The sequence below is a fragment of the Streptomyces sp. ID05-39B genome, assembly GCF_033794725.1.
Lineage (GTDB): Bacteria > Actinomycetota > Actinomycetes > Streptomycetales > Streptomycetaceae > Streptomyces > Streptomyces bobili.
The window spans coordinates 1-16,622 of record NZ_JARGEF010000021.1 but is presented as its reverse complement, the minus strand read 5'-3'; the positions used below and the strand labels follow the sequence as shown (position 1 = coordinate 16,622).

The window sequence follows — 16,622 nt, the reverse complement described above, 5'->3', positions numbered from 1 at the left end:
TTCGGAAGCGTCAACTCCGTTCGACACGCAGGGTTTACGTGGATTCGGCCCGTTCGCGCCCGACGCCTTGCTAGAGTGTTACTCGTCGGTAGCAAGCTGTACGGGGGGACGAGGAACCGGTGAACGACCATCACCCGGATCCTTCGAGTGGACGATCGAGGCGGACGTTCTGGCGACGAGGCCGGACCGGTGCCGGCCCGTGCCGACGCAGACGCGTCGGCTGAATCTCGAACTCCAGTTCCCTCGCCTATCTCCAGACAGGTGAGACTCGTCAACATGGCCCGTTCCCTGGTCGATCTGCTGACCACGCACGCCACGACCCAGCCCGACCGGACCGCATACCGCTATCTCGTCACGGGGGACGCGGACGGAGAGATCCAGGAGATCTCCTACGCCCGCCTGGCCGCCCGATCCCGGGCCGTCGCCGCCTGGCTCCAGGAGCGCGGCCTCACCGGCTCCCGCGCGATGCTGCTGTACCCGCCCGGCCTCGAGTTCATCTGCGGCTACCTCGGCTGCCTCTCCGCCGGAGTCGTCGCCGTACCCGGCGTGCCCCCGCAGGGCCGCTCGCAGAACCACCGCGCCGTGACCCGCATGAAGCGCCTGATAGCCGACGCGGACGCCAAGGTGATACTCGGCGGGCGCGAGGTGATCGCCGCCCTGGGCACCATGGCCGGGCAGCTGCCCGAACTCGACGGGATCACCTGCCTCGCCACGGAGGACATCGCCGACGAGGCGGCCGCGTCCTGGCGCGAGCCCGATCTCACCCCGGACTCCGTGGCCTTCCTCCAGTACACCTCGGGCTCCACCTCCGCCCCGCGGGGCGTCGTCGTCACCCACGGCAACCTGCTCGACAACGAGCGCGTCATCGCCGAACGCATGGGCCACACCGCGGACGTGCTCGACGCCTACGACCAGGAGCTGTTCGTCAGCTGGCTGCCCGTCTACCACGACATGGGCCTCATCGGGCCGGTCCTGAACACGCTGTACCTCGGCGCCACCACCACCCTCTTCTCGCCCCTGCACTTCCTCCAGCGCCCCGACCGCTGGCTGACAGCCATCGACCGCTACCGCCCGCACAGCAGCGGCGGCCCCAACTTCGCCTACGAACTCGCCCTCAAGCACGCGAGCCCCGAACTCCTGGACGGCCTCGACCTCAGCGGCTGGAAGGTCGCCTTCAACGGCGCCGAACCGGTCCGCGCGGCCACCCTGCGCCGCTTCGCCGAGACGTTCGCCCCGGCCGGCTTCCGCCGCGAGGCCCTCTACCCCTGCTACGGCCTGGCCGAAGCCACCCTCATGGTCACCGGCGGCCTCGTCGACGCATCCCCCGTCCTGCTGGACACCGCCACGGGCACCGGCGACGCCGCCGCGGTGAGCTGCGGACGCCCCGCCGACGGCTGGACCGTCGCCATCACCGACCCCGAGCGGCAGCGGGAACTGCCCGAGGGCGAGGTCGGCGAGATCTGGCTGCGGGGCGCCAGCGTCGCCAAGGGCTACTGGCGCAACACCCTCGCCACCCGCGAGTCCTTCCGCGCCACCCTGCCCGGCCACGAGGGCCGCTTCCTGCGCACCGGAGACCTCGGATTCCTGCGCGACGGCGAGCTGTTCGTCACCGGCCGGCTCAAGGACCTGATGGTCATCGACGGACGCAACCACTACCCGCAGGACCTCGAACTCTCCGCCGAACTGGCCCACCCGGCGCTGCGCCCCGGCTGCACCGCCGCGTTCTCCGTCGACGGCGGTGTCGAGGGCGAACAGAGCGTCCTGGTCGCCGAGGTGGCCCCGGAGGCGGCCGGTGAGTCCGAGAAGATCACCGACCTGATACGTGCGGCGATCGGCGACGCCCACGGCCTGCCCGTGCGGGAGGTCGTCCTGGTCCACCCCGGCACCATTGCGAAAACCTCCAGCGGCAAGATCCAGCGCCGTGCCACGCGCACGGCCTACCTCGACAACACCCTCTCCGTGGTCGGCGTACCCACCGCCGGATGACAACGGCCGTCGCCGGCCCGCCCGTTCGGGCCGGCGGCGACGACCCGGGGTTCTCATCGCCCGGATCAGCCCGCGAGTCCGTCCCGACCACCCGACAGACCCAGGGCCGTCGAACCGCCCCTCCCTTCCGGCCGCGCCTTCCACCGCGTACGGAAGTCCGCCGCGCACCCAGCTCACGAGGACCTCTCCAGATGCCTGCGAACGCGTCCCTGCCCCAGAACCCCGAGCCGTCCCCGGCGACCGCCGAGGGCGTGCGCGCCTGGCTGGCCTCGGCCGTGGCCGAAGCGGCCGGTCTCGACCCGCTGAACGTCGACCCGCACCGCCCCCTAGCCGAATTCGGCCTGGGATCACGCCAGTTGGTGGCCCTGGGTGCAGGGCTCTCCGAGCGCGTCGGCCGCACCCTGGAACCGTCCCTCGTCTTCAACCACCCCACCATCGCCGCGCTCACCGACGCACTCTTCGACGAACGGCCGACCGCGTACACCACCGCTCGCGCCGGACAGGACGCCGCGGCGCCCCGCGAGGGTGCCGCCGCAGGGCCCCTCGGCGACGACATCGCCATCATCTCCATGGCCTGCCGCTTTCCCGGCGGCGCCGACGACCCCGACGCGTTGTGGCGGCTCCTCGACGCAGGCCAGGACGTCATCTCCGAGGTCCCGGCGGGCCGTTGGGACACCCACGGCCTCCTCGACACCGACCCCGAGGCCACCGGCAAGGCCTACACCCTGCGCGGCGGCTTCCTCGACGGCATCGACCGCTTCGACGCCCCCTTCTTCGGCATCTCCCCGCGCGAGGCCGCCGCCATGGACCCGCAACAGCGGATCCTGCTCCAGACCGCCTGGGAGACCCTCGAACGCGCCGGCATCGTCCCGGACACCCTGGACGGCAGCTCCACAGGCGTCTACGTCGGCCTCTACGACAGCGGCTACCTGGGTGCCGCCTCCCTCGCGCAGCTCGACGGCCACGTCGGCACCGGCTCCGCCGCGAGCGTGGCCTCCGGACGGCTGTCCTACACCCTCGGCCTCCAGGGGCCCGCCGTCACCGTCGACACGGCATGCTCCTCCTCCCTGGTCGCCCTGCACCTCGCGGCACGGGCCCTCGCGGCCGGCGAGTGCGACCTCGCCCTGGCGGGCGGCGCGACGCTGCTCGTCACCCCGCGCGGGCACGTCGAGTTCAGCAGGCTGCGCGGGCTGTCGCCGTCGGGCCGGTGCAGTCCCTTCTCCGCCGACGCGGACGGCGTGGTGTGGGCCGAGGGCTGCGGACTCGTCCTGCTCAAGCGGCTCGCCGACGCCCGCCGGGACGGTGACGAGATCCTCGCCGTCGTCAAGGGCTCCGCCCTCAACCAGGACGGCCGCAGCCAGGGACTCAGCGCGCCCAACGGCCCCGCCCAGGAACGGGTCCTGCGAGCCGCGCTCGACGCCGCCGGTCTCCGTCCGGGCGACATCGACTACGTCGAGGCGCATGGCACCGGCACCCCCCTCGGCGACCCGATCGAGGGCAACGCCCTCGCCGCCGTCTTCGGACCCGACCGCCCCGCCGGCCGGCCCCTCGCCCTCGGCTCGCTCAAGTCGAACATCGGACATGCCCAGGCCGCGGCCGGCGTCGGCGGCGTCATCAAGACCGTCATGGCACTCCGCCACGAACGCATACCGGCCTCCCTGCACGCCGGGACGCCCACCGGGCACATCACCTGGGAGGGCAGCGGCCTGCGGGTGCCGGCCGAGACCCAGGCCTGGCCGCGCCGCGCGGACCGGGTACGCCGGGCGGGCGTGAGCGCGTTCGGCATCAGCGGCACCAACGCACACGTGGTGCTGGAGGAAGCACCCGGCGCCGGCCTGGCCGCGCCCGGGACCGATGGCTGCCCGTCCGGCGCCGGGCTCGCCGTATCCGGGACCGATGTCTCCGAGCCCGGGACCCAGGTCTCCGTGTCCGGCGCCGATCTCGCCGCGGCCGGGACCGGCCTCCCGGCCCCGGTCCTCCTCCCGCTCTCCGCCCGCACCCTCCCCGCGCTGAAGGGGCAGGCCGGCCGGCTCGCCGAGGCCCTGCGGGAGGGGACCGCGGCACCGCTCCCGGCGGTCGCCGCGACCCTCGCCCACCACCGCACCCACTTCGCGCACCGGGCCGTGGTCCAGGCCGCCGACCGCGCCGGACTCCTCGCCGCCCTGGACGCGCTGGCCGCGGGGGAGCCCCACCCCGGCACCACCGCGGGCCCTCAGGAGACCCACCCCACCGGCAAGGTCGCCTTCGTCTTCCCCGGCCAGGGCTCGCAGTGGGCCGGCATGGCCCGCGACCTCCTCGCGCACGATCCGGTGTTCGCCGACGAACTCGACCGCTGCGACGGGGCCCTGCACCCCTTCACCGAGTGGTCCGTCGCCGCCGTCCTGCGCGGCGACGCCGACGCGCCGTCCCTGGACCGCGTGGACGTCGTCCAGCCCGTGCTGTTCGCGGTGATGGTGTCCCTCGCCGCCGTGTGGCGGGCCCGCGGGATCCGCCCGGACGCCGTCATCGGGCACAGCCAGGGCGAGGTCGCCGCGGCCTGTGTGGCGGGCGCCCTCAGCCTCAACGACGCGGCAGCGGTGGTGGCCCTGCGCAGCCAGGCGCTGACCGCCCTGTCCGGCAGCGGCACCATGGCCGTCGTCGCCCTGCCGCACACCGAGGTCGAGGAGCGGCTCGCCGGCCTGGACGGCACGGTGTCCGTCGCCGCCGTCAACAGCGGCCGCTCCACGGTGATCGCCGGTGAGGTCGAGCCGCTCCAGGCACTCCTCGACGAACTGGACCGCGAGCAGGTGTTCGTGCGCCGCCTCGACGTCGACTACGCCTCCCACAGCACACAGGTCGAACCCGTCCGCGCCGCCATCCTCGACGAACTCGACGGCGTCACCACCTACCCGGCGTCCGTCGCCTGGTATTCGACCGTCACCGGCGAGCCCGTCACCGAGGAGCTGGAGGCCGACTACTGGTACGCCAATCTGCGCGAGCCCGTCCGGTTCGCCCCCACCGTGGAGCGCATGGCCGCCGACGGCTACCGCTGCTTCGTCGAACTCAGCCCCCATCCCGCCCTGTCGACGGCCCTGCGCACGATCGGCGAGGAGAGCGGGCACGATCTGGTCGTCGTCGGCTCACTGCGCCGGGACACGGACGCCCGCTCCTGCCTGGACCTCTCGGCGGCCGAACTCCACGTCCACGGCCGGGACATCGACTGGCAGCGCGTCGTACCCGACACGGGACACGCACCACTCCCCACCTACGCCTGGGACACGCAGCGGTACTGGATCGAGCCCGAGGGCACGTCCGTCACCGGCGGGATCTTCGACCGGGCCGCGCACCCGCTCCTCGGCGTCCAGCTCCGGTCGGCCGACGAGACCCGCTGGACCTTCCGCAACGAGTGGTCCCCGGCCACCGCCGACTGGCTGCCCGACCACGCCGTGTTCGGCCGGACCGTCGTCTCCGGCACGACCCTGCTGGAACTGTGCCGCGCCGCCCTCACCGCGGCCCGCCCCGGCGAGAGCACCGACGTCACCGGACTGCTCCTGCTGACCCCCCTGGTGCTGCCCGCCTCCGGCACGGTCGAGGTGTCCGTCGAGGTGGCCGTCGACGGTCCCGCCACCGAGGTCACCGTGCACAGCCGCCCGAGGGGGCAGGAGGCCACGGGCTGGACCCTGCACGCCACCGCGTCCGGCGCCGACCCGGCCGGCACCACGGGAGAGCGCCCCCCGGCCTGGCCGCAGGACGCGGCACCGGCCTGGACCCCTGAGACGTACGAACGACTGACCGGCGTCGGCCTCGGCTACGGGAACGCCTTCCAGGGCGTACGGGAAGCCGTCCTCACCGGCGAAGGCGGACTCCTCGCCCGGCTGTCGCTGCCGGCCGGGGCGCGGGACGTGTCCGACCCGTACCCCGTCCACCCGGCGCTGCTGGACGCCGCCCTGCACGTGGCCGCCGTGCTCGACGCCTGCGACGAGCGGGTGCTGCTCCCCGTCGCCGTCGGCCGCTGCACCTTCCTCGAAGGCCGCGCCGACGACCTGATCGTCTCCGTCCGCCGCACCGGATCCACGGACACCGACCTGACCCTCGACGTCACGCTGTGGGACGCCGACGGCTTCCCCGCGGGCCGGCTGGAGGACGTACGGCTGCGGGCGGCCACTCCGGCGGACCTCAGCGCCGGATCGGAGAACGGGCGGCACCTGTACGAGGTCGCGTGGACGGCCCTGCCCCAGGCGTCCGAGGTCCCGGAGGGAGCCTGGTCCGTCGTCGGGGACGCGGCGGCCGCGCGCGAACTGGCCTGTGCAGGGATCCCGCTGACCGACACGGCCGCCGATGTCGTCGTACGGTTCTGGCCGCGGCCGGAGACCGACGGCGAACCCGCCTCCATGGCCCTGGAGCTGGCCGCGGTCGCCCTGGCCGAACTCCAGGCGCTTCTCGCCCTCCCGCCGGGGCAGGCACCCGCGCGGACCCTCTGGGTGACGCGGGGCGCCGTCGCGGCCGGGGCGGGGGACGCCGTGCCGGCGCTCGCCCAGTCCGTGCTCTGGGGGCTGGCCCGCAGTGCCCGCTCCGAACACCCGGACCTCGGACTCACCCTCCTCGACCTCGACACCTCCGAGCGCGCGGGCGCCGTCCAGGCCGCCGTGGCCCACGAGGACGAGCCGGAACTCGCCGTGCGGGCGGGCGAGTTGCTGGCACCGCGACTGATCCGTGCCCGCGCGGGCGACGGGGGGCCCCTGCCCACCGACGGCACCGTCCTCGTCACCGGCGGCCTGGGAGCCGTAGGCCGGCACCTCGCCCGGCTGCTCGCCGAGAACGGCGTGCCCCGACTCCTCCTGACGTCCCGTCAAGGAACCGCGGACCCGCGTGCCGCCGAGACCGTCGCCGAACTCGCCGCGCTCGGCGCCGACACCGAGGTCGCCGCCTGCGACGTCGCGGACGCCGACGCCCTCGCCGACGTCCTCGCCCGCGTCGGCGAGGAGCACCCGCTGCGAGGGGTCGTGCACTGCGCGGGCGTCCTGGACGACGGGGTGATCGCCGAACTGACCCCCGAACGGCTCGCCCGGGTGCTGCGCCCCAAGGCCGACGGCGCCGCCCAGCTGCACCGGCTCACCGCCGGACTGCCGCTGGAGATGTTCCTGCTGGTCTCCTCTGCGGCGGGCGTCCTCGGCAACGCGGGCCAGGGCAACTACGCCGCCGCCAACGTCTTCCTCGACCAGCTCGCCCACCACCGGCGCGCCCAGGGCCTGCCCGCCACGTCCGTCTCCTTCGGCGCCTGGGCCGGTGAGGGCCTCGCCGCCGAGCACGCCGACCTGGACCGGATGGCCCGCCTCGGCCACCGCGCCCTCACCCCCGACCAGGGCCGTGACCTGGCCGAACTGGCCCTGCGGCGCGGCACACCCCACCTCGTGGCCTTCTCGCTCGACCTGCCGCGGCTGCGCGAGCAGGTGACGGGGACCGCGCTGTGGCGTTCCCTGCTGCCCGCCCCGCGGACCGCAGGACAGGGCGGCGGCGGCCTCGCCGACCGGCTCGCCGCACTGCCCGAGGCCGAACGCGCCGAACGCGTCCTCGCCCTCGTCCGCGAGGAGGCCTCCCGCGCCCTCGGTCTGCGCTCGGCGGAGGCCGTCCGCCCCGACCAGCCGCTGCGCGACCTCGGCATGGACTCGGTGACCGCCGTCGAGCTGCGCAACCGCATCGGCGCCCGCCTCGCCGCCAAGCTGCCCGCCACGCTCCTCTTCGACCACCCCACCCCCGAACGGCTCGCCCGCCACCTGCTCGACACGGCGCTCGGCGGCCCCCGGCGCCGGGCGGCCCCCGCACGGGCGGCCCGCGCCGCCGCCCCCGCCGACGAGCCGATCGCGATCGTGTCGATGGCCTGCCGCCTGCCCGGCGGGGTGAACGACCCCGACGACCTGTGGCGTCTCGTCGCGGACGGCCGCGACGCCGTCGGCCCCTTTCCCGCGGACCGCTGGGACGTGGAGTCCCTGTACGACCCCGACCCGGACGTCCCCGGCAAGTCCTATGCCCGGGACGGCGGCTTCCTCGACGACATCGAGTCCTTCGACGCGGGCTTCTTCGGCATCACCCCGAAGGAGGCCGCCGCCATGGACCCGCAGCAGCGGCTGCTGCTGGAGACCACCTGGGAGGCACTGGAGCGCGGCGGCATCGTGCCCGGGGACCTCGCGGGCAGCACCACCGGCGTGTACGTCGGCATGTTCGGCAGCGAGTACCTGGCCGGCACCCGCCTCGACCAGCTCGACGGCTACGTCGGCACCGGGTCCGCGCTGAGCGTCGCCTCCGGCCGGCTGTCGTACGCCCTCGGCCTGCACGGGCCGGCCCTCACCGTGGACACCGCGTGTTCCTCCTCCCTGGTGGCGACCCACCTCGCGGCACAGGCACTGCGGTCGGGCGAGTGCGACCTCGCCCTCGCCGGCGGGGTCACCCTCATGGTCACCCCGCAGACCTACGTCGAGTTCAGCAGGCTGCGCGGCCTGTCCGCGACCGGCCGCTGTCGCTCCTTCTCCGACGACGCCGACGGCGCGATCTGGGCCGAGGGCGCCGGCATGCTCGTACTGAAGCGGCTCGGCGACGCCCGGCGCGACGGCGACGAGGTGCTGGCCGTGCTGCGCGGCACCGCCGTGAACCAGGACGGCCGCAGCCAGGGACTGTCCGCCCCGAACGGCCCCGCCCAGGAACTGGTCCTGCGGCGCGCCCTGGAGCAGTCCGGGCTGGCGCCCGAGGACATCGACTACATCGAGGCGCACGGCACCGGCACCACGCTCGGCGACCCGATCGAGGCGAACGCCCTCACCGAGGTCTTCGGCGCCTCCCGGCCCCAGGACCGCCCGCTGTACCTGGGCTCCCTGAAGTCCAACATCGGTCACGCGCAGGCCGCTTCGGGCGTCGCCGGGCTGATCAAGGTGGTGCAGTCGCTGCGCCACGGGACGCTCCCGGCCACCCTGCACGCCGACACGCCCAGCCGGCACGTCGACTGGGACGACAGCGGACTGAGTCTCCTCCAGGAGGCCCGGCCCTGGCCGGCGACCGGGGAGCGGGTCCGGCGCGCGGGCGTCAGCGCCTTCGGGATCAGCGGCACCAACGCGCACATCGTCGTCGAGGAGGCGCCCGCGACCGCACCGGGCACACCGGCCGCGACGGGCGGCGGCAAGCACCTGTTCCTGCTGTCCGGCCGCAGCGAGGCCGCCGTCCGCGGGCAGGCGGCACGGCTCTCGGCGTACGTCACCGAGGAGACCCCGCTGCCGGAGGTCGCCCACACCCTGGCGCGGCACCGCAGCCACTTCGAGCGACGCGCCACCGTCGTGGCCGGCGACCGGGACGAACTGCGTACCGTCCTCGACGCGTTGGCGTCCGGCCGTGCGCCCGTGGCTCCGTCCCGCGAGGAGCCAAGCGGCAAGGTCGCCTTCCTGTTCGCCGGGCACGGCGGCCAATGGCCGGGCATGGGCCTGGAGTCGTTCGCCGACTCGCAGGCCTACCGGGCGGAGCTGACCCGCATCGACGCGGCCGTGCGGCGGCAGGTCGGCTGGTCCGTGCTCAATGTGCTGCGCGCACCCGAGGAGTTCTCCCCGCTGGAGCGCACCGAATACCTCCAGCCGGTGCTGTTCGCCGTCAACGCGGCCCTGGCCGCCGCCTGGCGTGCCCTCGGCGTCACCCCCGACGCCGTGGTCGGCCACAGCCTGGGCGAGATCGCCGCCGCCTACAGCGCGGGCGCCCTGACCCTGGACGAGGCCGTGACGGTGGTGACCGGCCGCGCCCACGCGGTCGTGCCGCTCGTCGGGCACGGCGGCATGGTTGCCGTCGACCTCCCGCACACCGAGGTCGAGGAACTGCTCACGCCCTACGAGGGACGGCTGTTCGTCGGCGCCCTCAACAGCGCCCGCTCCACCGCCGTTTCGGGGGAGGCCGAGGCACTGGCCGAGCTGGGCCGGCAGCTGGCGGAGCGGGGCGTCACCGTGCGCAGGCTGTCGACGCCGTTCGCCTCCCACAGCCCGCTCATGGAACCGCTCCGCGACGAACTCCTCGACCGTTTCGCCGGCGTCCGCGGCACCCGCACGGACACCCCCCTCTACTCGGCGGTGCTCGCCGAACCCGTGGACGGCGACCGCCTGGACGGCGCGTACTGGTTCGCCAACCTGCGCCGGCCGGTCCGCTTCGCGGACACGATCCGACGGATGCTGGACGACGGCTACCGCTACTTCGTCGAGCTGAGCCCGCACCCCTCGCTCACCGCCGCCGTCGAAGCCGTCGCCGCCGAGGCCGGCATCGACGCCGTCGGCATCGGCTCCCTGCGCCGCCAGCAGGACGGCCACGCCATGCTGCTGCGCCGGATCGGCGAACTGTTCACCGCGGGCCACGCACCGGACCTCACGGCCCTCTTCCCCCAGGGGCGCCGCCTCGACCTGCCCACCTACGCCTTTGCCCGCGAACGCCACTGGCTCGCCCCCGCCCCGGCCACCGCGGCCGGCGCCTCCCCGCTGCTCGCCGCGCACGTCGAGGCCAGCGACGAACCCGACCGGCACCTCTTCCAGAGCCAGGTCGACCTGCGCGACAGCCGCTTCTCCTACCTCACCGACCACCGCGTCACGGGCGAGGTCTGGCTGCCCGGCGCCGCGTTCCTCGACATGGCCCTGGAAGCCGCCCACGCCGTGACGACGGACGGCACCGAAGTGCGCCTGGAGGACGTGCGGTTCGTCCAGCCGCTGCGCCTCGACGAGGCCCGGCCCGTACGGATCCAGCTCGTGCTGCGCCCGGCGGAGGACGGCGTCCGCGAGTTCACCGTCGCCTCCGCCGCCGAGGGACAGCGCCGCTGGGAACGCCATGTCACCGGCCGGATGCTCGTCGACACGCCACCCGTTCCCGAGCCACGGCTGGACGAGCTGCGCGCGAGCTGCACAGAAGTGGTCGAACTGGCGCCCGTATACGCCCAGTTGGCTGCTCTCGGCATCGACTACGGGCCCGCCTTCCGCAACCTGGAGTCCGGCCGGCGCAGCGACAGCGCCGCGCTCGCACGACTCGCCGAACGGCCCACCGCCGGGCACCTGTTCCACCCGGCCGTCCTCGACTCCGCCCTGCACACCGCCGCCCTGCCCGGCGACGCGCCCGAGGGGCGGGCGTTCGTGCCCGCCGGGTTCGGCCGCGTCCGTCACACCGGACGGCGCACCGCACCCGTCTGGGTCAGCTGCGAACTGCGCGCGGTGGAAGGCGACACCGCCTCCCTCGACCTGCGCCTGTGGGACGACGACGGTCAACTCGTCCTGGAAGCCGAGGAGTTCGGGCTCGCCGCGCTCTCCCCGCTGGACGGTGCCCTCTTCGAGACGCGCTGGCAGCCCCGCCCCGCCGCGCAGGAACGCCCCACCGAGGGCAGCTGGCTCATCCTCGCCGACGCCACCGGCACGGCCGACGACCTCCTCGCCCGCCTCGGCACCGAGGTCCCGCACGTCGTCGCCCGCGGCGGAACCGCGTTCACCGCGGAGGGCCCCGGCCGGTACGTCCTCGACCTCGCCGACCCGAGCCACCTGGCCCGCCTCCTCGACGAGGCCTACCCCGACACCCTTCCCGCCCGCGTCGTACAGCTCGGCGCGCTCGACGCCCCGGCCGTCACCGACGGGGCGACCGCCGAGGAAGCGGCCCGGCTGTGCTGCCTCAGCACCCTCCACCTCGTCCGCGCCCTCGCCGACCGCCCCCGTGGCCGTTCCCCGCGCCTCTTCGTCGTCGCCCGCGGCAGCCAGGCCGCCGGGGGCGACGGTCAGGCGGCCGGGCACCACGGCCGGACAGCCGGGGACAGCGGCCAGGCCGCCGGGGACAGCACGCAGGTGGCCCACCCGCAGCAGGCGCTCGCCTGGGGCTTCGGCCTCGCCGTCGCCCAGGAGTACCCCGAACTGACGGTCACCCTCGTCGACCTGCCGCCCACCGGCGGCACCGACGCCCTGTGGACCCAGCTGCGCCACGCCGACGACGAACGCCTCGTCGCCCTGCGCGAGCCGGGCCGCCTCGTCCCCCGCCTGACCCGCACCCGCCCCGACACCGACGGCACACCCGTCGTCACCCCCGACGGCGTGCACCTGATCACCGGCGGTCTCGGCGGCCTCGGACGCGTCGTCGCCGAACGGCTCGTCCGGCGCGGCGCCCGCCACCTCGCCCTGATGAGCCGCGGCACCCCCGCCCCGGACGCCCGCAGCTGGATCCGCGGCCTGGAGGAACGCGGGATCACCGTGCACCTCACGCGCGCCGACGTCGCCGACCGCGACAGCCTGACGGCCGCCCTGGACGCCCTGCGCCACGAGGCCGGCCCCATCGCCGCGATCGTGCACGCGGCCGGCGTCCTCGACGACGCCACCGTCGCCAACCTCACCGACGAACGCGTCCTGCGCGTCCTCGCGCCCAAGGTGCTCGGCACCGCCCTGCTCACCGAACTCGCCCCCGAGGCGGGCAACCTGGTCCTGTTCGCGTCGGCGGCCGGCCTGCTCGGCTCACCCGGACAGAGCCCCTACTCGGCGGCCAACGCCTTCCTCGACGCCTGGGCCCACCACCTCTCCCGCACCGGACGACGGGCGCTCAGCCTCGACTGGGGCGCATGGTCCGGCGTCGGCATGGTCGCCGGGTCCGGCACCCGCGCCGCCGAGACCAGCCGCTCCGGACTTCTCGCCTTCTCCCCGCAGGAGGGCGGCGAACTCTTCGACCGCGTCCTGGACACCCGCCGCCGCCAGCTCGCCCCCCTCGCCCTCGACTGGGAACTCCTCGCCCTCTCCCCGGACGCGGTGCGCACCCGCCCGATCCTCGCCGACCTCGTCACCGCCCCCACCGGCACCGGCGACGCCGACGGACTCGTACGCAAGGTGTTCGCCGCCACCACCGACCAGGACCGCGTCAGCTGGCTGGAGGCCTACGTCCGCGCCCGCGTCGGCGAGGTCTCCGGCGGCGTCGTCGACACCTCCGCGAGCAGCGCGCTCAAGGAACTCGGCCTGGACTCCCTGATGCTGGTGCGGCTGCGCAACTCCTTCGCCCGCGAACTGGGCGTCGAACTGCCCACCGCCGAGATGTTCGCCGCCGCCGACATCAGGAGCCTGGCCAGGACCCTGGCCGCCGCCCTGCCCGAACGGGCGGCCGAACAGCGCACCGCCGATCCCGTGGCCGAAGTCCCCGAGACCGAGACGCACCCGGCGACCCGCGACGTCGTACGTCTGCTGCGCAGCGCCCGCCCCGGCATGCCGCAGGCCGCCCACGCCGTCGGCCTCGCCGTACGCCTCACCACACCCACCGGCCGCGACACGCTCACGGCCGTCGTGGACCGCCTCGCCGCCCGGCACGCAGCCCTGCGCACCTCCGTCCGGACCGGCGCGGACGGACGTCTGCTGCACGTCGTCCGCGAGGTGCCGCCGCTGCTGCGGTGGACGCCCGTGACCGACGATCCGGACGCCGCCGAGCGCCTGCGGGCGCTGCTGGAACCGGAGTTCGACCTGGCGAGCGCGCCCCTGTGGCGCTTCGAGCTGCTGGACGGCGGGAAGCGGGGCCAGATCCTGGTCTTCGGCGCCCACCACGCGGTCAGCGACCTCCAGTCCCTGCTCCTCGTGGCGGGCGAGATCGACGCCGAACTCTGCGGCACCCCGCTCGGCGCGGACCCCACCAACCGGGACGTCCACCTCCTCATCGAGGCCCAGCAGGCGGGCGAGGGCACGGCGACGGACGACTGGCGCGAGGCCTTCGACGGCAGCGAGCGGCTCGATCTGACCCTGTCGCACCCACGCCCCGAACGGCGGACGTACCGCGCGGGCAGCGTCAGCGTCACGCTCCCCGACGGGCTCATGGACCGCGTGAGCGCCGCCGCGAGCGACCTCGCCGTCACCCCCGCCGCGTTCTGCCTCGGCACCCTGACCGTGCTCCTGGCCCGCAAGCGCCGACGCGAACGCTTCGTGCTCGCCGTCCCCGTCGACACCCGCATCCACGCCGACGCCTTCGACGCGGTGGGCTTCTACGGCGTCCCCGTCCCGTTCCCCGCCGAGGCACGGGCCGCCGAACCCGTCGCCGACGTGCTGCGGCGCACCGACGGCCGTATGGAACGGCTCCTGGCCAGGGGCGCCATGTTCTCCGACGTACTGGCGACCCTCGCCCGCCAGGGCCTGCACCGCGCCGAGGCCCCGCTCGTCGAGGTCTACTTCAACTACGTCCGCTACGGCGGCCGCCTCGACCACCTCGACGTCCTGCCCGCCGGCACCGGCTACTCCGACCTGGACCTGATGATCACCATGACCCCCGACGCGGGCCGCATCCGCCTCGACCACAACCTCGACATCCTCGACCCCGCGGCCACGGCCGCGCTCGGCGAGGAGTTCGTGGAGCTGCTGGGGGAGGTGGCGCGGGACGCGTCGACTCCGGTCGCGGGCCAGGAGGCCGCGCCCGCCCCGTCCCTCGCCCTCGCCGCCACCTTCGCCCTGGGCAACCTTCCGCTGATGTGCGCGACCGCCCTCAAGGACGAGGCGCCGCACGGCGGGCCGACGGTCGCCGAAGCCCCGTACCACCAGGTGCTCGCCGCCCTGCGCGACCCCTCCGGCGTCTTCGCGGACCCCGGCACGGCCGTCTGCGTCGTCCTTCTGCGGGCGCCCGACCTGGAACGCTTCGGACCGGTCGACGACGCCCTCCTCGCCGAACTGCGCACCGAGTACCCGGCCGCGCTGCGGGCCGTCGCCGAACGGACCCGCAAGCCGCTGATCGTCGGCTTCCTGCCGGCCGTCCGCACCGACGACCGCCTCACCCGCTGGGAGCACGAGATCGCCGGCGAACTCGCCGCGCTGCCCGGCGTCGCGGTGCTCCGCCCCGACGACTGGACCCGCCGGCACGCCGTCGCGGAACCCTTCGACGAGCGCACCGAACGCCTCGCCCACCTGCCCTTCACCCCGCCCTTCCAGGCGGCGGTCGCGCTGTGCCTCGCCGAGACCGTCCGGTCCGTGCTGCGGCCCGCGCCCAAGGTGATCGCCGTCGACGGCGACGAGACGCTGTGGGGCGGCGTGGCCGGCGAGATCGGCCCCGACGCGGTGGACCTGACCGGACCGCGCGCCCTCCTCGCGCGCCGCCTCCTGCAGTGGCGCGAGGCCGGAGCGCTGCTGGCGCTCGTCAGCAACAACGACGAGGACACCGTCCGGGCCGTCCTCGACCGGCCCGACAGCCTCCTGAAGGCCGAGCACTTCAGCGTCCTGTCCGCCGCCTGGGGCCCGAAGCCGACCCGCGTCGCGGAGGCGGCCCGCACCCTCAACCTGGGCGTGGACAGCTTCCTGTTCCTCGACGACAACCCCGCCGAGATCGGCAGGATGCGTGCCGCGCTGCCCCAGGTGCTGTCCGTGACCTGCCCGCCGGCCGCCGGACTGGAGGAGTTCCTGGCCCGGTTGTGGCCGCTGGTCCCCGCCCCGGCCACCGCCGAGGACGCCCTGCGGGCCCACTTCTACGACCAGGAACGCGAACGGGACGCCGTCCGCGAGCAGGCGGGCTTCGAGGAGTTCCTCGCCCAGCTGCACCTGGAGGTCGCCGTCCGCGCCCTCGGCGAGGACGACCTGCAGCGGGCCGAGCAACTCGTGCGGCGCACCAACCAGTTCACGCTGCGCGCCCGCTCCGCCGACGGCGGCGACCTCGACCGGTGGCTCGGCCGCGGTGAGGTGTGGACGGCCTCGGCCCGCGACCGGTTCGGTGACTACGGCCAGATCGGCCTGCTCGCCGTCCGCGCCGAGGGCGACCAACTCGACGTCCTCGCCTGGCTGATGAGCTGCCGCGCGCTGGGCCGGGGCGTGGAGGAGAGGCTCCTCGCCCGGCTCGCCGACCGCGCCGACGAACTGGGCTGCACCAAGGTCCGGTTGACGGCCGAGCGCACCCCGCGCAACGCCCCGGCCCGCCGGATCGTGGCCGCGCTCGGCGGCGGGGACCCGGACGACGAACTCCTGGAGACCGTCGCCACTCCCGACCATCTGCGGGCGTTCCGCTCCTGGGAACAATGACAGCAACGCTTTCGCAGCAGCAGGGAAAGGACCGTGCACATCGTGAAGGGCTCTCATGCGTGACATGAACGAGGAAGCGGCGGCGAAAGCCGGACAGCGGACCGACGCCGGACAGCCGGTGAACGCCGGGCGGACCACCGCCGAGGCGATCGAGCAGGGCGGGAGCGGACTCGGCGTGAGCGAGCTGCTGGCGCTGGTCATGACGGCCGACCCGGCCGGTCCTGAGCCCGCCCCAGGAGACTCCGGTTCGGTGCCGGTGGCCGGCCCCGACACCCCTGTGCTCGACCTCGACCTCGACGGCCTGGCCGACGCCATCGCCGTAGCGGCCGGGCGCTATCTGCCCCAGGGGCACCTGGACGCCGACGCCGACTTCTTCGACGCCGGAGGCAGCTCCGTGCACGCCGTGGAGCTGGCGGCGGAGCTGGAGCGCGATCTCGGCGTGGAACTGGACCTCGACGACGTGTTCGCCGACGCCCGGCCGAGCAGCCTGGCCCGACGGTGGCTGGAGCGGGGAGGCCACCCGGTTCCGCTCCCGGCGCCACGGACCGCCGAAGCGGAGCTGCTCGCGGCGCCCCGGACCGCCGACGCCGAGCTGCTCCCGGCGCCCGCACGGGCCGTCCTGCCCGCCCCCGCACCGGCCGGCCTCCCCGCATGGTC

At 74.9% G+C, this 16,622-nt stretch carries 3 protein-coding genes; all 3 read left to right on the top strand.

Annotated features, from left to right (window positions below; translation table 11 throughout):
* Positions 1–276 precede the first annotated feature (276 nt).
* Positions 277–1,986, top strand: coding sequence for a fatty acyl-AMP ligase (locus P1P75_RS07840; protein ID WP_319252898.1), 1,710 nt, complete (start codon positions 277–279; stop codon positions 1,984–1,986).
* A 191-nt stretch (positions 1,987–2,177) separates the two neighbouring features.
* Positions 2,178–15,965, top strand: a complete 13,788-nt coding sequence (locus P1P75_RS07835; RefSeq protein WP_319252896.1) for an SDR family NAD(P)-dependent oxidoreductase — start codon at positions 2,178–2,180, stop codon at positions 15,963–15,965.
* A gap of 64 nt (positions 15,966–16,029) precedes the next feature.
* A partial coding sequence (locus P1P75_RS07830) for a phosphopantetheine-binding protein (protein WP_319252894.1) occupies positions 16,030–16,622 on the top strand: 593 nt, incomplete at its 3' end.